Source organism: Limnohabitans sp. DM1 (assembly GCF_001269385.1).
GTDB lineage: Bacteria > Pseudomonadota > Gammaproteobacteria > Burkholderiales > Burkholderiaceae_C > Limnohabitans_A.
This window is the reverse complement of the sequence record NZ_CXOO01000058.1, coordinates 16,309-38,726: the sequence shown is the minus strand read 5'-3', so window position 1 is coordinate 38,726 and position 22,418 is coordinate 16,309. Positions and strand designations below refer to the sequence as shown.

Genomic DNA, 22,418 nt, shown 5'->3' with positions numbered 1-22,418 from the left:
GGCTGGCGCCTACAAAGATCAGGCTGCGGCTGATCACCCGCAATCCACTGATGCAGGGGTTTTCTGTAGGAGCTTGCCCTGCAAGCGATGGCCTGCGGACCGCCTGGGTTCTTTTACGAGCAGGGCTGGCTCCTACAAAGACTGGGTCGCGACATTAAAGGGTCTGAAGAATGGTTCACAGGAGATGAGCGCATGAGCTTGCGACAAAACCTGCTCAATCCGGCGCAGCAGGCGCACCAAGCGCATACCTCGGCGCAAAAAGCCGCCCAGATGGATTGGCTCAACGACCTGCCCGTTGGTGGTTTGAACGCCGAGCAAACCCTGAACTGGCTGCACGGCTGGTCCGAGTTGGGCTGGCTGCGCCGCCTGGACAGCGCCCTGGCTGCGCAATTGCTGCGGCTGCAGCCCGACGCACCGCCCGCGCTGCTGGTGGCCGCTGCCGTGCTGGCCCAGATGGAAGGCCGGGGCCACACCTGCCTGTCGGTCAACGACTTGCTCACGCCTCCCGTGACCTTGCTGGCCTGGCCCGCTGATGCGGTGCATGGCCCGCAAGGCTTGCTGGCACTGTGGGCACATTTGCCCTCAGATCGGGCAGGCTGGCTGGCCGCCTTGCGTGCGGCACCCGCTTGTTTGCTCGATGCCAGCGCCCCCGATGCGGGCCAGCCCTTGGTGCTGGGCGGCGCTGCTGATGCGCCCTTGCTGTATTTGCGTCGCTACCAAGCTTACGAAGAACGTGTGGGCCAAACCCTCTTGCAACGGGCCCAAAGTGCGGTGGACGTGCCCACGGCCCAGGCCCGCGAATGGCTGGACCGGTTTTTTGTGACTGCGCCCCGCACGGGGGGCTCGCCTGAGGATGCCACCGACTGGCAAAAACTCGCCTGCGCCGTGGCCCTGCGGGCGCGGCTGTCGGTCATCACCGGTGGCCCTGGCACGGGCAAAACCTACACCGCCGCACGTTTGCTGGCACTGCTTTTGGCGCTGCATGAAGGTGCCAGTCCCTTGCGCGTGGCCCTGGCCGCGCCCACGGGCAAGGCCGCTGCGCGACTCAAACAATCGATTGACGGCTCACTCCAGGCGCTCAAGGCGCAGGCCACCGGGCAGGCCGGTGCCACGCTCGATCTGGACACCCTGATCCAGCGCATCGGCGCGGCCCGCACCCTGCATTCGCTGTTGGGGGCGCGTCCCGATACGCGCCAATTCCAGTACCACGCCGCCCATCTGCTCGACGTGGACGTGCTGATCGTGGACGAAGCCTCCATGGTGCATCTGGAAATGATGGACGCCTTGCTGCAAGCGCTGCCGCCCACTGCCCGCCTGGTGCTGCTGGGCGACAAAGACCAGCTGGCCTCGGTCGAAGCCGGTGCGGTGCTGGGCGATGTCTGCCGCGACGCTGCCCAAGGCGGCTACACCGATGACACCTTGCGCTTTGCGCAAGAGGTGGCCGGGCAAACGCTGGCCGCGTGTTTTCACGCATCGGCCGCGCCCGCGCTGCCCGCCTTGGCCCAGCAAACCGTGATGCTGCGCAAAAGCCGCCGCTTTGACGGCCCCATTGGCCAGCTGGCCCTGGCGGTCAACGCAGGCGATGCGGCCCAAGTGCAGCAAGCCTTTGCGCTGCCCGGCAAGGCCTTGACCGCCTGGCAGCCTGAAAGCCCCCAAGCGGTGTGTGATCTGGCCACCGGGCAAGGCGCTCGGGCGATCGGCGGCGCTTCGTATGCCGACTACCTGACATGCGTCAACGATCCACCCGCGGCAGGCGATTTGGCCGCGCACGAGGCCTGGGTCAAACAAGTGCTCAAAAGCTTTGACCGCTTTCGCATTCTGTGCGCGGTGCACCAGGGCGAGTGGGGCACCGCCGCACTCAATGCCGCCGTGCAAAAAGCCTTGGCCGATGCAGGCTGGCTGCAGCCCCAGGGCGAATGGTTCACCGGCCGTCCGATCATGGTCACGCGCAATGACACGCAACTGGGCGTCTTCAATGGCGATGTGGGCGTCGTTTTGCCCAACCTGCACAAAGTGCCCAAAGCCTGGTTTCTCGACGGCGAGCAACTGCGCTCGGTCAGCGTGGCGCGTCTGGCCCATGCCGAAACGGCCTTTGTCATGACGGTGCACAAAAGCCAGGGCTCGGAGTTTGAACACACCGCCCTGGTCCTGCCGCCCGGCGCTGCCGAACTGCTCTCGCGCGAACTGGTTTACACCGGCATCACCCGCGCCCGAGAAAAATTCACCCTCATCGAAGCCCAGGAGGGGCTGCTCCACGCCGCCATCGCCCGCCCCAGCGTGCGCGTCAGCGGATTGCGGCAGTGGTGGGGCGGGGCAGAGCGGTAGTTTGCGTGCCATACACCTGCGGACTCTCGCAGGTCGGCGGTCGAAGACCCCGACATTGACCCTTGAGCCAGGGCACCCGATTTGGTTTCTGCTGAGTTGCTTGATCCAGCAACGTCGGACTCTTCGAGTACCGACCTACGGAACAGCCCGGTCACTCGCAGGTCGGCGGTCGAAGACCCCGACATGTCAGTTGACCTCAGCGATCCACCCCACAGACCGTGTCAGCCCGCATACCCCTCACAAGCCCCCGCATTGGGCTTGCCGCGGCATTCGCGCAACAGGCGTTTGTCGCGTTCGGCCTTGTTTTCGCCATAGCCCTTGTCTTTTTGGGGCTTGGGGGCTCGGGCTTTTTTGGCCTTTTTGGCTTTTTCGGGGACAGCGCCAGCGGTGGCGGTGAAGTTGTCGCTGGGGGCCGCTGCGAGGCTGGTGCCGCCCATCACCCAAGCGATCAAGCCGACCAGAATCAGCTGCTTTGTCATGCGGGTCTCCCTGTGTGTGATTTTTTGTTGTCCATCATATGCAAGCCTTCAACTTGTGCAAGCCCGTGACAGCCCCGACTTTGGCTTGCCTTTACGATGCCCGCATGAACACCCCCTCCACCCCCTTTCTCACCCCTTTCATGCGCCAGACCGTGCTCGATCTGGAAGAGTCCCGCATCCGCGAAGTGGCCAACGCGGGCATGGGCCGTCCCGATGTGCTGGCTTTCTGGTTTGGCGAATCTGATGAAGTCACGCCCGATGTGGTGCGTCAGGCCGCCATCGACTCCATGCAGCGCGGCGAGACCTTTTATTCGCACAACCTGGGCCTGCTCGAGCTGCGCCAGGCCGTGGCCGACTACATGTCGGCCCTGCATGGCCCGATAGGCGTGGACCGGCTGGCCATCACCTCGGGTGGCGTCAACGCCCTGATGCTGGCCGCGCAAGCCTTGATCGACGCGGGCGACGAGGTGGTCGCGGTCACGCCCGTCTGGCCCAACTTGACGGCGCAGGCGCTGGTGATGGGGGCGAATTTGAAGTGCGTGTCATTGCGCCCCGTGGCTGGCCAGTGGCAGCTCGACATGGCCGCGCTCAAAGCTGCCATCACGCCTGCCACGCGCATGCTGATCGTCAACTCGCCCAACAACCCGACGGGCTGGACCTTGAGCCGCGCCGAGCAGGCCGAAATCCTGGCCCACTGCCGCAGCACCGGCACCTGGGTGCTGGCCGACGAGGTGTACGAACGCCTGTACTACGAAACCGACACCCCCAACGGCTGCGCGCCTTCCTTTCTGGACGTGGCCGAGCCCGACGACCGCCTGGTCGTGGTGCACAGCTTTTCAAAGAGCTTTTTGATGACCGGCTGGCGCCTGGGCTGGTTGGTCATGCCGCCTGCCATGACGCCCCACATGGGCAAGCTGATCGAGTTCAACACCTCATGCGCCTCGGTCTTCACCCAACGGGCGGGCGTGGCCGCTTTGCAAAACACCGCCGACATCACGCCCCGCGTGGTGGCGCACCTCAAAGCCTGCCGCGACACCCTGTTGCCGCTTTTGCAAGCCGTGCCCGGCGTGCAAGTGGCCCCGGCCAAAGGCGGCATGTACGCGTTTTTCCGGCTTGAAGGGCACCCCGACTCGGTGGCGACTGCCAAACGGCTGGTGGCCGAAGCCGGTCTGGGCCTGGCCCCCGGCGAAGCCTTTGCCCCCGAGGCGGCAGGCTGGCTGCGCTGGTGCTTTGCGTCTCAGGATTTGGCGCGGCTGGCGCAGGGCGTTGAGCGGCTTCGGTCTTGGTTAGACAAGAATTCATTGCCCGAAGCCTGAACGGCCATCGGCGGTGGCGGCTATGGCGTTGGCGTTCCGTGCATCTATCTTGAGGTCATTGCGAGGAGCCCGCGACGCGGCAAACCAGCAGCTGCGCTCGCTCAAGGCAGTTCTTCACTTCATCATTCGGTGCTGCGGGATGGATGCCTGACCGTGAGCGCAAGCCCCAGCGCCTCCCAGACCCGGAACGCCGCATAGGCGTCATTGGCGGCATAGACCAGTTGCGCTTCGCTGAGGTGGGCATTGGCCCAGTTGCTGGTGGCGGCTTTTTTGGACTTGATGAAGCGTTGGTTGAACAACACGGCCACGGCGCCTTTGACGCCCATGTCTTTGCGATAGCCGCGTTGATGGAATACGGTGTTGAGTTCCAGAATGCCTTGGGGCTCTATCCCCAATTTGTGGATGATGCGTTTGCGGTCGTCGCCCAGGCCAAAACCGGCTTTGGCAATGCCGCCCAGCGCCATCAAGTCGGCGGCCACGGCGCGGCATTCGGGCTCGTGCAGCTGAAAGACCCAGGCTCGCTCAGCGGTGGACAGTTGAAGAATGTGCGGGCCGTCAGAGGCCTCGCCCACCCGAAACGTGGGTTTGGATTCGGTGTCAAAACCCCAGGCGCTCGCTTGTGTCAGATGGCTGTGGGCTTGACGAGCTTGGGTGGCATTGCTGACCAGGGTGATGCGGTCCAGGCCCAGCCGTTCAAACGGTGGGAGCAGGGCGATGGCGTCTTTGTCGGGCGTGGCGAGGCGGGTGTTCATGAGGGTGTTGCAAAGTCCGTGTCATCAAGCGTGGACTTTATCGCCTTGCGCAAGCCATGGCGCCAAGATGGCCTGTGCCCTGCTGGCTTTGAGCTCTGATTGAGCTCTGATGATCGGAACGCTGACGCTTGCCATTTTTTTCACCGTCAACCCACAGGCCAGTACCTTCAGGTCCGACATCGCTGCCCCGAACTCGCTAAAGCGCAGGCGCCATGTCGGCTTTGATGCCGCCGACGCACCACATTTTTGTTCACTGAAGGCTTCTTGGGGCCGCATCCATGAGGCGCAAGTAACGCTTGCGGGGCGCAAACCCGGCACTTCATTTGCGGGGTGACTTCTTGGCCTTGTCGATGGCCTCTTTGCGCACGGCGCGCTCGGCATCGGCCTTTTTGCCTTCGGCCAGCCACTGGGCAAATTGCTCGGGCGTTTCCAGGGTGATGCGGCCCAGCGCCGCCGAGCGGAAGTCGTGGATCACGATGTGCGCGGCCTTGGTGGTGTTGATGCGCCCGCCGCTTTGCATGGCGCCGCGCACGCGGCCAATGGCTTCGAGCAGGGTTTCGTCGGTGTGGCTGGCCACGTCGGCGATCTTGTAGCGGTCGGTCAGGGCTTGCGGGTAGTGGGGGATCAGGTAATTGAGCAACTCCAGTGCCACCACTTCCTCGTCAAAAGCGTTCACGCCGATCGCCCCGCTGACGGCCAGGTTGAACCCGCTTTGCTCGACGATGATGCGCGGCCACAGCACGCCGGGCGTGTCGTACAAATAAAAGTCGTCGGCCAGGGCGATGCGCGCTTCCTGCTTGGTCACACCGGCTTCGTCACCGGTCTTGGCGGCGCGTTTGCCCTTGAGTGTGTTGATCAGCGTGGATTTACCCACGTTGGGGATGCCGCAGATCAGCACGCGCATGGGTTTGACCATGCCGCCCCGGTTGGGGGCCAGCTGCTGGCAGGCTTCGATCAGCGCCTTGGCGGGCTGCGTCATGCTGGTGTCCAGGCCAATGGCGCGCACGCCGGGTAGGGCGTTGTAGTGGGCCAGCCATTGCGTGGTGCGGGCCGGGTCGGCCAGGTCTTGCTTGCTCAGGATCTTGAGGGCGGGTTTGCCCTTGATCAGCTCGGCCAGCATGGGGTTGGCGCTGGAGCCGGGCAGGCGGGCGTCGAGCATTTCGATGACGACATCAATCTCTTTGATGCGCTCCCCAATCGCCTTGCGCGTGAGGTGCATGTGTCCGGGGAACCATTGAATCGCCATAGAAAACCGCTGCTGAAAGGGAAAGGAGCAAAGGGGTGATTGTCGGGCAGTTCGTTACAGGCTTTCTTGGGTGCCTCAGACTGGCCAAATGATTGCGCAGCCTGTGCGTCAGCACAGCAAGCGGCTTTACTTGCGCCCGTAGGTGCTGTCGTGGTCGGGAGACAGCGTCAAGAGCCGCAGGAAATCACCGTCACGGTGGGCTGTGCATCGGCGGCTTTGGGTGATGCGCATTGAATAGATGGCGTCAATGCCTGGCGGTGGTTTGACACTCGCGATCTTTTCCCACTTGAGGCCGTTGTCGCGGTAAAGCTGGTTCCAGCTCATTTGCCGGATTTTCCTCAGGGTGTCGATGGCTGCATGGCGCTCCGGTTTCTGTAAACCGAACAGGTTTTCCTGAAACACCGGGTTGTTCAAATCCAGTCGAATGGGGTGGTCGTTCGCGCCCATCTCCATCACTCGCTGGGTGATGGGGACGACAAAACAGAAGACAAAAGGGCGTCGGTCTGTGCGTTTGAGGCAGGGTTTTGTGCAGACCAAGCCAATGCCTTGGACAGATCGGACGCGGCTTGCGTCTCGTGCAACCAACGTTCGTTGTCTGGAATGACCGTTGCGGTGCGAATCAGCCAAACTCCGGCTTCTTTTTCTTCGACCAAAACCTGACGGCCCGCAAACTGCTTGCCCAAAGAAATCTGGCCATTGGCACCGATGATTTTGACGCTGGGGGGGGAAGTGAGGCTGGCCATGGCTGCTCCTGGATCAATTGCTAAATTAGTGCGGCACGAAAATAGTGTACGTCAAGGGTTGGGACTGTCAAGGTGTTGTGTGGGCCATGGTTGGCGGCCTTATCAGGGCGAATCAGTTCAATGCCCAAGGGTTGACGACTTGAACGCCCGTGCCCAGGAAGTCCCGCACGTTGCGGGTGGCCGCGATAAAACCCTTGGTTTTGGCAACCGCTGCAATGACAAAGTCGGTAAAACCTATGGGATTGCCCTGGGCCTGGGCCCCGGCCAAGCAGGCTGCAAAGCTTTGCGCGGCACGGGTGTCGAAGTTCAGCATCCGGTCTTCAAAGAGCGCCGTCAGATGGCTGGTCAAGGCTTGCCCCAATGCATCCCGCCGTTTGACTTGGGGCAGGGTTGCAATGCCTGCCAAAAGTTCGGTTAAGTTGATGCTGGTGATAAACAAGCTCGCTGGCTCTTGCGCATTGAGCCGATCGACGACACCCGGATGCGGCAAGGGCTTGAGCGGTTCGGACACCAGGTTGGTGTCGAGGATGATCATTCAAAGCTCGCGGTTTCTGCGGGGCGCTTGTCGCGTACGAAGTGCAGCTCGATCCCCCCCCACTTTTGCCCGATGGCCACCAAGGCAGAACCCATGCCGATTTTGGGGGCCACGGCATTTTCCAGAATCAGGCGAATCTCGGCCTCGGTGCTGCGGCCATGTTGTGCTGCGCGCAGTTTGAGGGCGCGGTGTGTGGCTTCGGACAGGTTTCTGACGGTGACCGCTGACATGGCGCACTATCCTCAATAAGACTGAATGACAGCAATTGATAAATTTGCTATCAAATAGCCCTTTTCATGAGCCGCAGGTTGCCTTGCGCGTTGGCCTGACGAACCTTTTACAAGCTTTATTGACCCGTGAAATTGGCCGCGATGAGGTTGCCCGGCAAGGTGAAGAACATGTAGAGCGTCTTCTTGGATTTGTCTTTGGCGGTGGCGTCCTTGAACGTCACTTTCCATTCCTTGCCCTTTTTGCCATTAACGGCTTCGATGCTGGCAGGCTTGACGGCGCTCCAGACGGCCTGGAGTTTGCCGGTTTTGACCAAGCTGTCTTTGTGTTGGAGCGCACAGCCGGTCACGGTGGCGAGGGTGATTTTGGTCATGTTGTGTCCAGTCGGTGTTTGGATCAGGTGATTACTTCAAGGTGTGGCGGCTGTCGTCGGTGGTTTTTGAATGTCCATGTCTTCGTGCGCGTGCTGGTGCTCTTTCGCCGTGAAGCGGAAGCTGTCGGGGTGGCTGTCGTGTTGGTAGCCGTTTGGCTCGCGGTGTACCGTGAGCCAAACGGGCAATACCGGCAGCTCGATCATCGGCAAGATGAACTTGACCGTGGGGTCGGAGTCATCTATCAGGTGCTCGCTCACGAAACCCACTCCCTGCCCGGCTTGCACGGCTGTCCAATGGGCGATCAAGTCATCGGTACGCAGGCCGTGTCGCAGGCGGCTGGCTGGATAACCCAGCGCCGCAAAGCCGTCTCGATGTCGTTGTTACGGTCACCGGTGATCAGGTCGTGCGCCAGCAGGTCGGCCGGTTGCTGCGGCGTTCCCCTGCGCTGCAAAGAGCTTTAGCTGGCGCATGCTCGCAGTGCAACTTGGCCAATGTGCTTGGCCACCATGCTGCGTTGCTCGGGCCGCACCATGCGCAGCGCCATGTCGGCCTCGCGCATGAGCAGGTTGCTGACCGAATTGCTGACCAGCAGATCCACCACCACATCGGGCAGGGTTTGGCGCATGCAGGCTAGGATGGTCGGCAAAACAAAGCAGGCTGCAGGTTGGCCCACGCCTCGGCCCCGGAAAGCTCTGAAATCACGGGCCAGCTGGAGCTTTTTAACGCCGCAATTGCCAGCACCCCCGCTTTTTCGACTGATCACCGAGCGCAACGATCGCATCAAGTAGCGGCTGACCGGCCATCCCTATGTGCGGGCGCAGCTGGCGGCTATGGCGAAGGGCTTGTCCATGCACCCCTTGCCGCAGGCTTTGCAGTAAAAACCCGAGCAAAAGCCGCACTACCAGGCCGTGCACCAGTTGCTGGGTCCTGCCGAGCGTGGGCACACGGTGCGGATGTGAACGCGTATGGGCCATGCCCCGGCCGACGGGCCTGCGCCGCGTCGGCGGCTAGATGCGCTTGTGATCCAGGGCGTTCGGTCTTCGTAGCTTGGTGGCTTCAGCCTCGACATGCCTGGCGGACCACAGCTGTTTGAAGGTGTCGCTGCGCGATGTGAAGGATGTCGAAGTGGAAGGTCCGACCTGCGGCGATGGATCGGTCACTCATGACACCCAACTGCGTTGCACAATCTTCCTTGGTTAAAAAAATCACATCAGACAGGGGGAGCCCATGAACACATCCAACAATTTGCAGGCTCAAGAGCACACATCCCGCACATTCGCGGAACACCACATGCACACCATCCTGGCCCGCTTGGCCGGGCCGGGCGCGGTGCCCCGCACGGATCAGGTGGACGCGGTGCATGCGGTGGTGCAAGCCGCGTCCCGTGTTTTGGTGGTCCAGGCCACGGGCTGGGGCAAATCTGCGGTCTATTGGGTGGCCACGCACGCCATCCGCAGCACGGGCGCGGGGCCCACGCTGGTGGTCTCGCCCTTGCTGGCGCTGATGCGCGACCAGGTCAGTGCCGCCGAACGGGCGGGCCTGAAGGCGGCCACGGTGAATTCCACCAACATCGACGATTGGGACGATGTGTTCCAGCGGCTGGACGAGGACGCCATCGACGTGCTGCTGGTCTCGCCCGAGCGGCTGGGCAATCCGCGCTTTGCGGCGCGGCTGGGCGCTTTGCTGGCGCGGGTGGGCTTGATCGTGATCGACGAGGCGCATTGCATCAGCGATTGGGGTTTTGACTTTCGGCCTGACTACCAGCGGCTGGCGCGGGCGCTCTTGTCCACGCCCACGGCCAGCGTGCTCGCCACCACGGCCACGGCCAACGAGCGGGTGACGCTGGACATTGGCAAGCAGTTGGGTGCGGGCACGGTGACCTTTCGCGGCACGCTGGCACGCACCTCGCTCACCTTGTCGGTGGTGCCGGGTTTGTCGCCTTTGCAGCGCTACGCCTGGATTGCCGATGCGCTGGAGCAGTTGCCGGGCTCGGGCATTGTGTATGTGCTGACGGTGGCCGAGGCCGAGCGGCTGACGGCTTTTTTGCGCAGCTGCGGCCATGCGGTCGACGCCTACAGCGGGCAGATCGACGCCGACACCCGATTGAAGGTGGAAGACCGTTTGCGCCACAACCAGGTCAAGGCGGTGGTGGCCACTTCGGCACTGGGCATGGGCTACGACAAGCCGGACTTGGGCTTTTGCGTGCATGTGGGCTCGCCCTCCACCCCGGTGGCGTATTACCAGCAGGTGGGCCGGGCGGGCAGGGCGGTGGCGCATGCCGAAGGGGTGTTGTTGCCGTCTGATGCCGATGAACGCATTTGGGATTACTTCGCCACCGCCTCGATTCCCGATCCGACGACGGCAGCCAAGGTGTTGCAAAGCCTGGGCGATGATGAGCGCAGCCTGATCGAGATCGAAGCCGACACGGGCGTGCGGCGGGGGCGGCTGGAAGCGCTGCTCAAAATTTTGGCGGTGGAGGGGGTGGTGGACAAAGACGGCTCGGCCTGGCGGGCCACCGGCGTGCCCTATGTGCACGACACGGCGAAATGGACGGCGCTGGCCCAGGTGCGCCAGCAGGAGGCGGGCATCATGCGCCAGTACGCGCACGGTGCGGGCTGCCTGATGGCGTATTTGCAAACCGCGCTGGACGACCCGTCGCCTGCGCCTTGTGGGCGGTGTTCGGTCTGCACAGGGCATGTGCCGTTTCCGGGCCAGACGCCCTCGCCCGAGAACTTGATGGCCGCCCGCAACTTTTTGCGGGGTGTGGACATGGACATCGAGCCGCGCAAACGCTGGCCATCCGGTGTGCGGCGCAAGGGCAGCATTCAAGGCTTTGATGTGGGCCGTGCTGTCTCGTTTGCCGACGATCCGGGTTGGGTGGCCGAATTGCAGGCCCTGCGCACCGCCGCACCGGGTGATGTGCCGGCCGAACTGCTGGCGGGCGCGGTGGCCACGCTGGGGCGCTGGGCCAAGCGCTGGCCTGCTCGACCGGTGTGTGTCGTGCCACTGCCTGCGCTCGACATGGCGTCCAACCGCCGCATGGCCGAACACATCGCGCGAAAAGGGCGGCTGCCTTTGTTGGATGTGTTCAGCTGGACGGATGGCCCCGCTCCGGATGATGCGGCGTCAACCCCGGTGGTGGCGCATCTGGAGTCGGCCATTCGCTGCACAGACGACACCACCATGCCCGACGGGCCGGTGCTGCTGGTGGCCACCGATGTGCGAACCCGCTGGACGGCCACGGTGGCGGCAGCACTTTTGCGCGAGCGGGGGGCCAGTCAGGTGTTGCTGCTGGCCTTGCATTTGCGGCCATGATGGCTGTATCCGGAAGGGCGGCGGCTTCAGCCCCGACATGCGACCTGCGCCAATCCCACAGATGCCGACCCTCTGGGACGCCTTGAGGCATGATCGAACATGATTTCAATGGCCTTTTCAACATGACCGAAGACACGCAAGACTCCCCCCTGATTCAAGAACCCCGTTTCTGGCAAAACGAGCAATGGACCGCCCAGGTCATCAAGAACGACGATGACGACGGCTGGGCGGTGGCCATGTTCAAAACCGGTGAGTCCGAGCCCGCACTGGTGGGGCCTTGGACCATGGGCCGCGACAAAAAGAACCCCAAGCCGCTGGATGGCTCGGCCTTCATCACCTTGGTCAAAACCGCCAGCGAGTTTGTGCGCCGCAGTGAGCAGCAATTGCACGCCACGCTGCACCAGTCGGTGATCGTCAACGGTCAAGGGCAGGGCCGCGTGACGGTGCTGCTGGACATCGTGCCGGACGAGGACAACCCCTATGCCCTGTTGAGTGCGCAGGACGAAGGGGGCGACGCGCTGGCCGAGGTCAAGGTCGATGCCGGTTTCAAGCTCAACCGCCAGACCGCACAAGCTTGGGTGGATGCCGATTTCGCCAAACCGGGCAGTGGGCGCAGATAAGGGTCGAAGAAAAAAGGTAGACGAAAAAAAGGGGGCGCTTGGCCCCCATGGGTAGGCCTCACATGGCCCGGTTGCGCGCCAGCGGCGGGTTGCGTGAGAAGTAATGCACGATGCCGCGCAGCAGCGCATCGGTCAGTTGTTGCTGGTAGGCGTCGCTGCGCAGTTTTTCTTCTTCTTGCGGATTGCTGATGAAGGCGGTTTCGACCAGCACGCTGGGGATGTCGGGGGCTTTGAGCACCGCAAAACCGGCTTGTTCGACCCGGGGCTTGTGCAGGCGGCCCACGCCGCCAATTTCGCGCAACAAGCTGCCGCCCAATTGCAGGCTGTCCTTGATTTGCGCGGCCGTGCTCATGTCCAGCATGGCGCGCTGCACTTGCGCGTCTTGAGCCCCAAGATTGAGGCCACCGATCAAGTCGGCTTTGTTTTCCTTTTGCGCCATCCAGCGGGCAGCGCTGCTCGAAGCTGCGCCTTGGCTGAGCGCGAACACGCTGGCGCCGCTGGCCTGGGGTGTGAAAAACGCATCGGCGTGGATGCTGACAAACAAATCGGCTTGCACACGGCGGGCCTTTTGCACCCGCACATGCAGGGGCACAAAAAAGTCGGCATCGCGCGTCAAGAATGCCCGCATGGGACTGCCATTGACGCTGCTGGCGTTGATGCGGTCACGCAGCAGTTTGGCGATTTTGAGCACCACGTCTTTTTCCCGCGTGCCGCCAGGCCCCACGGCACCTGGGTCTTCACCGCCGTGACCGGGGTCCAGGGCAATCACGATGAGCCGGTCGGTGGACTTGCCCGTGGCCGCTCTGGGAGGGTGGTTGGGGCTGTCCATCTCGGCGCCGGGGAGCTCGAAGCCTTGCCTGCGGGTGGAGGGCGTGAGCAAAGGGGGCGCAGACGGCGTTGAGGGCGCAGTGGGCACGGCGGCAGGCAGGCCTTGACGAGCGATCAATTCGCCCAAAGGGTCATTCAGCGGCGAAGGCGTGGGCAGTTGGCCTGCTGCAGAGGGCGCAGGAGCTGGCTCGGCCTTGGCCATGACGCGCTCCTGGATGAGTTGCTCCAGCGGGTCAACAGCTTGGCTGGGGTACAGGTCGAGCACCAGCCGGTGCGCATAGTTGGCCACCGGCTGCAAGGTGAACACCTGGGGAGCGATGGGGCGCTTGAGGTCGATCACCAGCCGCACCACGCCAGGGCTGAACTGGCCCACGCGAATGCCTGCGATGTTGGGGTCTGAGGCCTGCACTTTGCCCACCAGTTCGCGCAAGGCGGCATTGAGTTCCATGTCTTCAATGTCGACCGCGAGCCGGGGAGGCGACTGGATGAAGGTTTGCCGGGTTTTGAGCGCCGTGTCTGATTCAAGGGTGACGCGGCTGTAGTCGGGCGCTGGCCAAATGCGCACGGCCAGCATGCTGGCGCCCCGCGCCAAGTGCGAGACCCCCAGGCTCAGCACCACGAGCCCGGTTTGCAGGAGTTGGCGACGGTCAATCGGCATGGCAAGCCCCGGGGGCTGAGGCCATCCAGGCCTTCAGCCAAGTTTGACCCTGCGGCGTTTGGGCGCTGATGTGCACGCGGCGGCTGTCTTCGTTGATGGCCTCCAGGCCAATCACCCAGTCGGCGGGGGGCAGTTGTCCGGCCACTTTGTCGGGCCATTCCATGAGCTTGAGGCCCGGCCCGGCAAAGATGTCCCGAAAACCCGCGTCTTCCCATTCTTGGGGGTCGTTGAAGCGGTAAAAATCAAAATGCCAGATCGGCCAGGTACTCTCGCCCGAGCCCGCCTGGTGGGGTTCGACCACGGCATAGGTCGGGCTTTTGATGCGGCCTTGCACCCCGGCGGCGCGCAAAAGGTGGCGCACCAGCGTGGTTTTGCCCGCGCCCAGGTTGCCGCGCAATTCGATGCGGGCATCGCGCCCACCCGGCCAGCCGGGCAGGGCAGCGGCCAGCGCAGTGGCAAAGGCCTGTGTGGCGGCTTCATCCGGCCAAATGCCATCCCAAACCAGCGTCTGCGCCGAATGGGGGGCAAGGGCTGAGTCGGGAGTGAGGGCAGGGGAGCCGGGGCTTCCTACAATCGGCGTGTGACTGCTCAACGTATTCAAATCGACCTTCTTGAACTGTGGCCCCAGATCCAGATCTGGGCGCGTGAGCTGGGATTGTCCCAAATTGGCGTGACGGGTATCGATTTGTCCTCTGCAGAGCCCGGGTTACAGGCCTGGCTGGCCGCCGGTTTTCACGGCAGCATGGGCTATATGGCCAGTCACGGCATGAAGCGCGCGCGCCCCACCGAGCTGGTGCCGGGCACGGTGAGCGTGATCACGGCCCGCATGGATTACCTGCCCGAAGGCACGCCGCCCAACTGGCTGGCCCGCGAAACTGAGCGCAGCCTGCAGCCCGGTGAAGCGGTGGTGTCGCTCTATGCCCGGGGGCGCGATTACCACAAGGTTTTGCGCAGACGTTTGCAAAAGCTGCAAGACCGCATTGCTGAGGCGATAGGCCCGTTTGGACACCGTGTGTTCACCGACTCGGCCCCCGTGCTGGAGGCCGAGCTGGCCAGTCGCAGCGGGCTGGGCTGGCGCGGCAAACACACCTTGGTGCTGAGCCGCGAGGCGGGGTCGATGTTCTTTCTGGGCGAGTTGTTTGTGGACTTTGCGCTGCCTGAAACGCCAGCGGTGTCTGCACATTGCGGCCAATGCACCGCCTGCATGGACTTGTGCCCCACGCAGGCCATCGTTGGCCCCTACCGGCTGGATGCACGGCGCTGCATTTCTTATCTGACGATCGAGCATGCCGGGCCGATTGATGAAGCGCTGCGCCCGCTGATCGGCAACCGCATTTATGGTTGCGATGACTGCCAGCTGGCCTGCCCCTGGAACAAGTTTGCACAAGTCAGCGCCTTGCCCGACTGGCAGCCCCGGGATGGCCTGCAGGCTTCGAGCATCGTTTCCCTCATGCGTTGGGACGAAGCCGAGTTCCTGCGCCGCACCGAAGGCAGCGCCATCCGCCGCATTGGCCATGCCCGCTGGCTGCGCAACCTGGCGCTGGCGGCGGGCAATGCATTGGCGTCGATGGGCATGAACACAGAGGACCGACTGGCTTTGCAACAAGCCCTGACCACACATGCGGCGCATCCCGACCCGGTGGTGCAAGAGCAAGTAGCTTGGTCTCTGGCCAAGGTTTGATGCAAAGATCAATCCCGAGATTGGCGGCTTGAGCATCTGAACGAGGTTTGCGGCTAAGCCCGCAATGTCGGAGTTGAAGTTGCCGATCTGCAAGGCAAGGCGTGTGGTTTTTTGTAGGTCGTTGGCTTCAGCCCCGACATGTGCCTGAAGTCCTTCAGCCCAAGTTGCAGCTGAAACTTGCGTTCTGCAAAGTCAGTTGCTCGATCACTCAACGCTCAACGCTCAACGCCCAACGCCCAACGCCCAACGCCCAACGCCCAACGCCCAACGCTCAACGCTCAACGCTCAACGCTCAACGCAAAACACCTAAAGCAAAGGGCAAGCTCAGCATGCCTGCCAGTGTGGACAGTGTGACCAGCCCGGCCACATAAGGTCCGTTGTAGCCCATGCGGGCGGCCAGCACATAGCAAGTCGATGCTGTGGGCAAGGCAGAAAAGGCCAGTAAAACAGTGGTCTGAGACGGATTGAGCAGGAAAAGGTGCGACATGCCCAGCGCCCCTATGGGCAGCAGCAGGTGTTTGATGCTCAGCACGCTCAGGCCCAGCAGCTTGCCTTGGCGCAGGGTGCCCAATTGCATGCCCGCGCCTGCAGCCATCAGGCCCAGCGCCAAAGAGGCCGCGCCGATGCGGCTGATGGTGGGGTCCAGCCAATCGGGAATGCGAAAGCCCAGCAAATTGCCCAACAGTCCCGAGCAGGTGGCCATGATCAAGGGGTTGCGTATCAGTTCTTTGAGAAATCCTGAATTGGCATGCCGAGCCATGGGCCAGACCGCAGCCACATTGAACAGCGGCACGCAAACGCCAATGAGCATGGAAATCATCAACAGGCCATCCGGCCCCGCCAGCCGGTCGGCCAGTGCCAGGGCGATGAAGGAGTTGAAGCGAAAGGCCACTTGCGCACTGGCGGCGTGGTCGCGCTTGTCCAGCCGTTTACCCAAAATGGGCCAGAAAGGCAGGCTGTAGGACAGGGCAATCGCACACAGCCCCAAGCAAACGCCTGCACCCATCAGGCTGGAAGCTGCGTTCACATCTATGGGGCGTTTCAAGATGGAGTGAAACAGCAGCACCGGAAAGAGCAGGAAATAGACCAGTGTTTCGACCTGTTGCCACAGCGGCCGGTTGAGCGCCGTGAAGCGGCAAATCAGATAGCCGCACAAAATGAGGGAAAAGTCTGGAAAGAGAAGTTGTGCAAAGTTCACGGCGATAGGATAACCGCCGGTGTTCGCCCTGGTCTGCGCTGGCTGTCGCTTGGGTGCACGTTCAAGTGTGTGTTTTGATGGTTTTGTGGGTTTCCCCTTGATGGATAGGTTGATTTATTGCCTATGATCAAGGATTGTTTTAGGAGTATCTGTCAATGAAACGTCGTGAATGGATTTCGGTGGCCGCTTTGGCTGCATCGGCTGTGGCCAGTGGCTCTGTATGGGCGCAAGCCTATCCCAATCGAGTGATCAAGTTGCAGGTGCCTTTTGCGCCAGGCGGCACCACCGACATCGTGGCTCGGGTGATTTCCGAGCCCCTGGCCAAAGCCCTGGGGCAGTCCGTGATCGTTGAAAACAAGGCGGGTGGCGGTGGCGTCGTGGGTGCTAATGAGACAGCCAAAGCAGCCCCCGATGGTTATTCACTGGGCATGGCCACGGTGTCCACCACCGCGGCCAATCCGGCCATCAACCCCAAAATTCCGTACAACGTCCTGACCGACTTCACGCCCATCATCAATATTGCGGCGACGCCCAATGTGATTGCGGTGCACCCCAGTTTTCCGGCCAAGGATTACGCCGGTTTTGTGGCTGAATTGAAGAAAAATCCCGGCAAATATTCCTACGCTTCTTCGGGCACGGGTGGTATCGGCCACTTGCAAACCGAGTTGTGGAAGAGTTTGTCGGGCGTTTTCATCACCCACATCCCTTACCGTGGCGCAGGCCCTGCCCTGAACGACACCGTGGCCGGTCAGGTACCCATCATTTTTGACAACCTGCCCTCGGCATTGCCTTTCATCCAAACCGGCAAGTTGGTGCCGATCGTGGTGGCTGCGCCTCAGCGCTTGCCCCAGTTGCCCAATGTGCCGACTTTCAAGGAAATTGGCTTGGAGCCGGTCAACCGCATGGCTTATTACGGCATCTTGGGCCCCAAAAACTTGCCCAAAGAGGTGGTGGATAAGGTCAGCGCTGGCGTGAAAAAAGCCCTGCAAGATCCTGCTGTCGTCAAGCGCATCAACGACACCGGCTCTTTGGTGATCGCCAATACGCCTGAAGAGTTCACGGTCCAAATCAAGGCAGAGTTTGAGGTCTACAAGAAAGTCGTTGAACAGCAAAAACTCAAGCTCGATTGATGCACGCAGCCAGCCTGGGGGTGATTGACCGCTTTGCAGACGCCCTCTGGCTGGAGGATGGTCTGGCCGCCAACACTTTGGCGGCTTACCGCCGGGATCTGGGGCTTTTTGCCACTTGGTTGTTTGTGCAGCACCGACTGGCACTCGACGATACGCAAGAGCACCATCTGCAAGCTTATTTTGCCGAGCGCCATGGCCAGACCAAGGCCACTTCGGCCAATCGGCGGCTGACGGTGTTCAAACGCTATTTCCGCTGGGCCTTGCGCGAACGCCTGATGTTGCAAGACCCGACGCTGCGCCTGCTGGCTGCCAAACAGGCTTTGCGGGTGCCCAAGACTTTGGGTGAGGCGCAAGTGGACGCCTTGTTGCGTGCACCGGATTTGGCCACCGATCTGGGCTTGCGAGATCGCGCCATGCTGGAGCTGATGTATGCCAGTGGCCTGCGCGTGAGCGAGTTGGTGGGGCTCAAGACGCTGCATGTATCGCTCAACGAGGGTGTGCTGCGCATCACGGGCAAGGGCAGCAAAGAGCGCCTGGTGCCTTTTGGCGAAGAGGCGCGTGAATGGTTGCAGCGCTACATCGGCCAGGCCCGACCTGCATTGCTAGGCCGACGCCAGACGGAAGACCTGTTCATCACCACCAGCGGCCCTAAACCCGGCACGGCCATGTCGCGCGTCATGTTCTGGAACCTGGTCAAGCGCTACGCCATCGAGGCAGGCATTACCTCGCCGCTGTCGCCGCACACCTTGCGCCACGCCTTTGCCACGCATTTGCTCAACCACGGGGCCGATTTGCGCGCGGTGCAAATGCTGTTGGGTCACGCCGACATCTCGACCACCACCATCTACACCCATGTGGCGCGTGAGCGGCTCAAGACCTTGCATGCTCAGCATCACCCCAGGGGGTGAGGTTCAGCTCAAGGCTGCCAATTCGGCCTCTTCAAACCCCGCCAGCCGCCGCGCCGCCATGTTGAAGGGCGGGCGCAGTTTGGGGGCGTCGTATTGCGCGATGAGCTCGGCATAGGTGCGCACCGGGTCCAGGCCGCGCTGTTCGCAAAGATAGCGGTACCAGCGGTTGCCAGCGGCCACATGGCCAATTTCTTCTTCCAGAATGATGTCCAAAATCTCGCCCGCTCGGTGGTCACCCACACTGACCAGTTTGTTTTTCACGCCCGGCGAGGCGTCCAGGCCCCGCGCTTCCATGGTGCGTGGCACGATGCCGATACGGGCCAGGATGTCGTCCTTTGTGCGTTCGGCCATGTCCCACAAGGTGTTGTGGGCCGGAAAGTCGCCGTAGTCAACACCTAAGCTCACCAAATGCTGGCGCAGCAGCCTGAAGTGCTTGGCCTCTTCCTGGGCAATGCGCACCCAGTCGGTATAAAACGCCTCGGGCATGCCCGCAAAGCGCCAGACCACGTCGAGCGCCAGGTCGATGGCGTTGAGCTCGATGTGCGCGATCGAATGCACCAACATGGCCCGGCCCTCGGGCGTGGCCATGGATTTGGCTTTGAGCTGGGTGTGTGGCACCAGCAGCGGGCGGGCAGCGCGGCCGGGGCCAACAGAGGGCGCGCTCAGGCTGTCGAGCGTGCCCACGGGCAGGCTCAGGTCCAGCGCCAAAGTGGCCTGGGCCTTCAGGTTCGGGTCGGTTTGCGCCCAAGGGATCAGGGCGGCGGAGCGCAGGGTGTGCATGGTGATCGTTGGCAGCGCCCACAGCAGGGTTTGGGCATCCCTACAATTGTAGGTTTTCAAGAAAACCCAACCGACAGGAGACCGCCATGGCCATTTACCAACTGGATGATCAAACCCCTGAACTTGCCGAGACCGCATGGGTGGCCGACAACGCACAGGTCATGGGCGCGGTCAAGATCGCGGCGGACGCCAGTGTCTGGTTTGGTGTGACGGTGCGCGGGGACACCGAGACGATTGAGATCGGCGAGGGCAGCAACATCCAGGACGGCAGCGTGATGCACGCCGACCACGGCAAGCCGATCAAGGTCGGCAAGCATGTCACGGTGGGCCACATGGTCATGCTGCACGGCTGCACGATTGGCGACGAGTCGCTGATCGGCATTGGTGCGGTGGTGCTCAACGGTGCGAAGATCGGCAAGAACTGCCTGGTGGGTGCCGGCTCGCTGGTGACCGAGGGCAAGGAATTCCCCGATGGCTCCATGATCATGGGCACGCCTGCCAAGGTGGTGCGCGAACTCAGCCCCGAGCAGATCGAAGGTCTGCGCCAAAGCGCCAAACATTACGTGGAAAACGCCCGCCGCTTCAAGGCGGGCCTGAAAAAAATCAGCTGATGGGTTGGTTGTCGCAAACGCTTTTTAACTTTTGAGGATCGGCCCCACGGGGCTGTTGATTGCACTTTGTCCGAACTCCATAAATTCATTTTCGAAGGCCTGCCGGTACGCGGCATGCTCGTGCGCCTGACCGATGCCTGGCAAGACATCCTGGCGCGCCGCGCCGCCAACTCCGAAACCGGCGCTTACCCCGCGCCCGTGCGCCAGTTGCTGGGCGAGATGGCCGCGGCCGGCGTGCTGATGCAGGGCAACATCAAGTTCAACGGCGCTTTGGTGCTGCAGATTTTTGGCGACGGCCCAGTCAAGCTGGGCGTGGTCGAGGTGCAACCGGATTTGAGCCTGCGCGCCACCTGCACCCAGGTGGGCGAGGTGGCCGACAACGCCACCCTGAGCCAGATGGTGAATGTGAACAACGAAGGGCGTTGTGCCATCACCCTGGACCCGCAAGACCGCTTACCCGGCCAGCAGCCCTACCAAGGCGTGGTGCCGCTGTTTGGCGATCGGGGTGAAAAGCTCGAAAACATCAGCGAGGTGCTGGAGCACTACATGCTGCAGTCTGAGCAACTGGACACCGTGCTGGTGCTGGCGGCTGACGACAAGGTGGCGGCGGGCTTGCTGATCCAGCGCCTGCCCATCGAAGGCGAAGGCAACCTGGCCGGCAAGACCGACTCACTCATGCGCGAGTCGGTGCTGGGCCAAAGCGAAGACTTCAGCCGCATTTCGATCCTGACCAAAAGCCTCAAGCGTGAAGAGCTGCTGGGCTTGGATGCAGAAACCATCTTGCACCGTTTGTATTGGGAAGAGCCCCTCGCACGTTTCGAACCCTTCATCGGTGAGACCGGCCCGCGCTTTGCCTGCCGTTGCAACCGCGAGCGCGTGGGCAACATGATCCGCAGCCTCGGCACCGAAGAGGTCGAAGGCATCATCGCCGAGCAGGGGCAGGTGGAAGTGGGTTGCGACTTTTGCGGTGCGCAATACCGGTTTGATCCAGTGGATGCGGCGGGCCTTTTCACGGGCTTGCCTGCCGATGTGTCAGGCGGCTCCTTGCACTGAAAACGTCGGACTCTGCGAGTACCGAGCTACGGGGCGTTGCCATTTCCTAGGACGGCGGTCGAAGACTCCGACATGGGGCCTGTACCTGAGGCTGTAAACGTCGGACCCCTGCGTGTGCCGATTTGCGGGGTCAAGTTGAACGCTGCGCCAGCAGACCTGTGAACAGCTTGTGTTCGCACTCGGGGTCGCTGCATTCATTGCACTGCCACACTGTGCGGCCCTGGTTGATGGCAAATTGCGCGTTTTCACGGTTCAGGCGGGCAGCATCGTCTTCACCTGGCAGTCCCAAAGCGAGTAAAGCATTGTTCAGTCGTTGATGGCCTTGTCCGTAAATCACACGGTAGCTGATGCCTGCCCGCTCCAGCGCCTGGCGCACCAGTGTGTCCACCGGGCCGCGCACATGCGGGCCATCGCGCTGCAGGCCATCGGCCACCCAGGGCAAATCCAAGCCAGTGATCAGGGTGTGGTCGTACAGGGCTTGATGCGCCAAAGCCATGGGGTAGAGGCTCTCGTCTGCAAACAACATGTGGCTGTAGACGGCGGTCATCAGGGGCGTGGTGTCTGAAATGACCCAGCCCGGCGGCGCCTGTTCAACGGCTTGGGCTTGCGTGTGCGCAATGCCCGCTTGCTCATGGGGCTGGGGTGTGCGGCCTTCACGGTCGCACCAGCTGCGCAGGACTTCATCCACGGAGTGCACCGTTTGTCCACGCATGCGCATCACCGAGGTCAACGCTTGCGTCAGCCAGGATTTGCCGGTGCTTTCGGCACCGACAATGGCAATGCGCCGGGCATTCATGGATGCGCTGCCTTGAGCCGGGCTTGCCAAACGCGCCAACCCCACACACTCATGAGCGTGAACAGCGCATACAACACGCAAGTCAGCCACAGTCCTTTGTGGGCAAACAGCGCCACACTGATGACGTTGACCACCAACCAGACCAGCCAGTTTTCGATGTATTTGCGCCCCAGCAGGGCTTGGCCCACCAGGCTCAGGGCTGTGGGCAAGGCGTCCCACCAGGCCACATCGCTGTCGGTGAAGTGTTGCAGCAGCAGGGCCAGCGTGGGCCACAACAAGGCGCTGACGATCAGCACCAACCACCAGCCCCGGGTTGGCAGCCGCTGGATCACAAGGGCCGGTTGAGCATCATCGCCCTTGCGCAGCCATTGCCACCAGCCCCAGAGCGCCAGAGCCGCGAACACGATTTGCAGGCCGGCTTCGCCATACAGCAGGCTGTCCTTGAACACAAAAAAGTAGAGCAGAGAGCTGGCGATAGCCAGTGGCCAGCTCCAGTGCAGTTCGAGGATGCTGCACACCACCATCACCAAGCCCAGCACGAAGCCGGTGATCTCGGTCAGGGACATCATTTGGCGATTTGCACGAAGATTTCGTTGGGCTTGACCATGCCCAGCTCGTGCCGGGCCCGCTCTTCCACCATGTTGAGGCCTTCCTTGAGGTCGTTGACCTCGGCGCTCAGCTGCTCATTGGCGCGGCGGGTTTCTTCATTCGCGGCTTTTTGTTGCTTGACCTGACGTTCCAGGTCTGCCGCGTTGGGCAAGCTGCCCCGTCCGAACCACAGTTGGGCCTGGATGATCACCAGCAAGGTGACCAGCACGATCGGAACGAGGCGGTTGCCCATC

The 22,418-nt window shown here is 62.3% G+C and carries 28 protein-coding genes; 10 read left to right on the top strand and 18 right to left on the bottom strand.

What is annotated here, in order from left to right; translation table 11 throughout:
- The first annotated feature begins 192 nt into the window (after positions 1-192).
- Positions 193-2,325, top strand: coding sequence for an exodeoxyribonuclease V subunit alpha (gene recD, locus AMM33_RS19465; RefSeq protein WP_090142906.1), 2,133 nt, complete (start codon positions 193-195; stop codon positions 2,323-2,325).
- Positions 2,326-2,546: 221 nt separating this feature from the next.
- Here the strand turns inward: recD and AMM33_RS19460 are convergent, their stop codons facing one another.
- Positions 2,547-2,804: a hypothetical protein gene (locus tag AMM33_RS19460; protein ID WP_090142905.1), complete on the bottom strand. Its 258-nt coding sequence runs from the start codon at positions 2,802-2,804 to the stop codon at positions 2,547-2,549.
- 140 nt (positions 2,805-2,944) lie between these two features.
- Between AMM33_RS19460 and AMM33_RS19455 the strand changes: the two genes are divergently transcribed.
- Entirely contained in the window at positions 2,945-4,120 is a 1,176-nt protein-coding gene (locus AMM33_RS19455) for a pyridoxal phosphate-dependent aminotransferase (RefSeq protein WP_090142927.1), read from the top strand.
- A gap of 122 nt (positions 4,121-4,242) precedes the next feature.
- Here AMM33_RS19455 and AMM33_RS19450 read toward each other — a convergent pair whose 3' ends face one another.
- A complete protein-coding gene (locus tag AMM33_RS19450; protein ID WP_090142904.1) occupies positions 4,243-4,872 on the bottom strand; it encodes a 3'-5' exonuclease in 630 nt (209 codons plus the stop codon).
- A 109-nt stretch (positions 4,873-4,981) separates the two neighbouring features.
- Here AMM33_RS19450 and AMM33_RS22180 point away from each other — a divergent pair, with 109 nt between their 5' ends.
- Entirely contained in the window at positions 4,982-5,206 is a 225-nt protein-coding gene (locus AMM33_RS22180) for a hypothetical protein (protein WP_194945590.1), read from the top strand.
- Here the strand turns inward: AMM33_RS22180 and ylqF are convergent.
- From ylqF to AMM33_RS22170, 9 genes are all read right to left on the bottom strand, one after another.
- Positions 5,192-6,118, bottom strand: a complete 927-nt coding sequence (ylqF, locus tag AMM33_RS19440) for a ribosome biogenesis GTPase YlqF (RefSeq protein ID WP_090142902.1) — start codon at positions 6,116-6,118, stop codon at positions 5,192-5,194. The two genes, AMM33_RS22180 and ylqF, sit on opposite strands and share 15 nt — an antisense overlap.
- A 126-nt stretch (positions 6,119-6,244) precedes the next feature.
- Complete coding sequence (locus tag AMM33_RS19435) at positions 6,245-6,565, bottom strand: hypothetical protein (RefSeq protein ID WP_090142926.1); 321 nt, start codon at positions 6,563-6,565, stop codon at positions 6,245-6,247.
- Positions 6,566-6,570: 5 nt separating this feature from the next.
- Positions 6,571-6,861, bottom strand: coding sequence for a hypothetical protein (locus AMM33_RS19430; protein WP_090142901.1), 291 nt, complete (start codon positions 6,859-6,861; stop codon positions 6,571-6,573).
- 112 nt (positions 6,862-6,973) lie between these two features.
- A complete protein-coding gene (locus AMM33_RS19425; protein WP_090142900.1) occupies positions 6,974-7,396 on the bottom strand; it encodes a type II toxin-antitoxin system VapC family toxin in 423 nt (140 codons plus the stop codon).
- Positions 7,393-7,626, bottom strand: coding sequence for a FitA-like ribbon-helix-helix domain-containing protein (locus AMM33_RS19420; RefSeq protein ID WP_090142899.1), 234 nt, complete (start codon positions 7,624-7,626; stop codon positions 7,393-7,395). The genes AMM33_RS19425 and AMM33_RS19420 overlap by 4 nt, the downstream gene beginning before the upstream one ends.
- Before the next feature lie 116 nt (positions 7,627-7,742).
- Entirely contained in the window at positions 7,743-7,997 is a 255-nt protein-coding gene (locus AMM33_RS19415; protein WP_090142898.1) for a DUF6488 family protein, read from the bottom strand.
- Positions 7,998-8,033: 36 nt separating this feature from the next.
- Complete coding sequence (locus tag AMM33_RS19410) at positions 8,034-8,255, bottom strand: hypothetical protein (protein ID WP_194945589.1); 222 nt, start codon at positions 8,253-8,255, stop codon at positions 8,034-8,036.
- 44 nt (positions 8,256-8,299) lie between these two features.
- Positions 8,300-8,449, bottom strand: coding sequence for a hypothetical protein (locus AMM33_RS22175; RefSeq protein WP_194945588.1), 150 nt, complete (start codon positions 8,447-8,449; stop codon positions 8,300-8,302).
- A 6-nt stretch (positions 8,450-8,455) separates the two neighbouring features.
- Entirely contained in the window at positions 8,456-8,623 is a 168-nt protein-coding gene (locus tag AMM33_RS22170; protein ID WP_228768259.1) for a type 2 periplasmic-binding domain-containing protein, read from the bottom strand.
- A 602-nt stretch (positions 8,624-9,225) separates the two neighbouring features.
- Here AMM33_RS22170 and AMM33_RS19400 point away from each other — a divergent pair.
- Both AMM33_RS19400 and AMM33_RS19395 read left to right on the top strand, forming a co-directional pair.
- Positions 9,226-11,313, top strand: coding sequence for a RecQ family ATP-dependent DNA helicase (locus AMM33_RS19400; RefSeq protein ID WP_228768258.1), 2,088 nt, complete (start codon positions 9,226-9,228; stop codon positions 11,311-11,313).
- Between the two features lie 89 nt (positions 11,314-11,402).
- Positions 11,403-11,933, top strand: a complete 531-nt coding sequence (locus AMM33_RS19395; protein ID WP_369802478.1) for a hypothetical protein — start codon at positions 11,403-11,405, stop codon at positions 11,931-11,933.
- A gap of 58 nt (positions 11,934-11,991) precedes the next feature.
- Here the strand turns inward: AMM33_RS19395 and AMM33_RS19390 are convergent, their stop codons facing one another.
- On the bottom strand, positions 11,992-13,419 hold the full coding sequence (locus AMM33_RS19390; RefSeq protein WP_090142895.1) for an N-acetylmuramoyl-L-alanine amidase: 1,428 nt from the start codon (positions 13,417-13,419) through the stop codon (positions 11,992-11,994).
- Positions 13,409-13,909, bottom strand: a complete 501-nt coding sequence (gene tsaE, locus AMM33_RS19385; protein ID WP_255350720.1) for a tRNA (adenosine(37)-N6)-threonylcarbamoyltransferase complex ATPase subunit type 1 TsaE — start codon at positions 13,907-13,909, stop codon at positions 13,409-13,411. The genes AMM33_RS19390 and tsaE overlap by 11 nt, the downstream gene beginning before the upstream one ends.
- Positions 13,910-14,035: 126 nt before the next feature.
- Between tsaE and queG the strand changes: the two genes are divergently transcribed.
- Positions 14,036-15,100, top strand: coding sequence for a tRNA epoxyqueuosine(34) reductase QueG (gene queG, locus AMM33_RS19380; RefSeq protein ID WP_090142923.1), 1,065 nt, complete (start codon positions 14,036-14,038; stop codon positions 15,098-15,100).
- 292 nt (positions 15,101-15,392) lie between these two features.
- On the opposite strand, the gene AMM33_RS19375 is transcribed toward queG, so the two are convergent.
- Positions 15,393-16,298: an AEC family transporter gene (locus AMM33_RS19375; RefSeq protein WP_090142894.1), complete on the bottom strand. Its 906-nt coding sequence runs from the start codon at positions 16,296-16,298 to the stop codon at positions 15,393-15,395.
- A gap of 155 nt (positions 16,299-16,453) precedes the next feature.
- On the opposite strand from AMM33_RS19375, the gene AMM33_RS19370 reads away from it, so the two are divergent.
- Positions 16,454-17,428 carry a tripartite tricarboxylate transporter substrate binding protein BugE gene (locus AMM33_RS19370; protein WP_090142893.1) on the top strand — a complete coding sequence of 325 codons (975 nt, stop codon included), beginning with the start codon at positions 16,454-16,456 and terminating at the stop codon, positions 17,426-17,428.
- Positions 17,428-18,336: a site-specific tyrosine recombinase XerD gene (gene xerD / locus AMM33_RS19365; protein WP_090142892.1), complete on the top strand. Its 909-nt coding sequence runs from the start codon at positions 17,428-17,430 to the stop codon at positions 18,334-18,336. The genes AMM33_RS19370 and xerD overlap by 1 nt, the downstream gene beginning before the upstream one ends.
- A 3-nt stretch (positions 18,337-18,339) precedes the next feature.
- Here xerD and AMM33_RS19360 read toward each other — a convergent pair whose 3' ends face one another.
- The gene (locus AMM33_RS19360) at positions 18,340-19,116 is read right to left on the bottom strand and encodes a ferritin-like domain-containing protein (protein ID WP_090142921.1); all 777 of its coding nucleotides are present in this window, start codon (positions 19,114-19,116) and stop codon (positions 18,340-18,342) included.
- An 86-nt stretch (positions 19,117-19,202) separates the two neighbouring features.
- Here AMM33_RS19360 and AMM33_RS19355 point away from each other — a divergent pair, with 86 nt between their 5' ends.
- Together AMM33_RS19355 and AMM33_RS19350 are read left to right on the top strand one after the other, a co-directional pair.
- Positions 19,203-19,727, top strand: coding sequence for a gamma carbonic anhydrase family protein (locus AMM33_RS19355; RefSeq protein WP_089961063.1), 525 nt, complete (start codon positions 19,203-19,205; stop codon positions 19,725-19,727).
- Positions 19,728-19,793: 66 nt separating this feature from the next.
- Entirely contained in the window at positions 19,794-20,780 is a 987-nt protein-coding gene (locus tag AMM33_RS19350) for an Hsp33 family molecular chaperone HslO (RefSeq protein ID WP_090142891.1), read from the top strand.
- A gap of 130 nt (positions 20,781-20,910) precedes the next feature.
- On the opposite strand, the gene AMM33_RS19345 is transcribed toward AMM33_RS19350, so the two are convergent.
- Genes AMM33_RS19345 through ftsB form a run of 3 tightly spaced genes read right to left on the bottom strand, consistent with a single transcriptional unit; the run spans position 20,911 to position 22,417 of the window.
- A complete protein-coding gene (locus AMM33_RS19345) occupies positions 20,911-21,576 on the bottom strand; it encodes an AAA family ATPase (protein WP_090142890.1) in 666 nt (221 codons plus the stop codon).
- Complete coding sequence (gene pnuC, locus AMM33_RS19340; protein WP_228768257.1) at positions 21,573-22,145, bottom strand: nicotinamide riboside transporter PnuC; 573 nt, start codon at positions 22,143-22,145, stop codon at positions 21,573-21,575. Before pnuC ends, AMM33_RS19345 begins: the two co-directional genes overlap by 4 nt.
- Positions 22,142-22,417 carry a cell division protein FtsB gene (gene ftsB, locus AMM33_RS19335; protein WP_090142889.1) on the bottom strand — a complete coding sequence of 92 codons (276 nt, stop codon included), beginning with the start codon at positions 22,415-22,417 and terminating at the stop codon, positions 22,142-22,144. Before ftsB ends, pnuC begins: the two co-directional genes overlap by 4 nt.
- Between the last annotated feature and the right edge of the window lies 1 nt (position 22,418).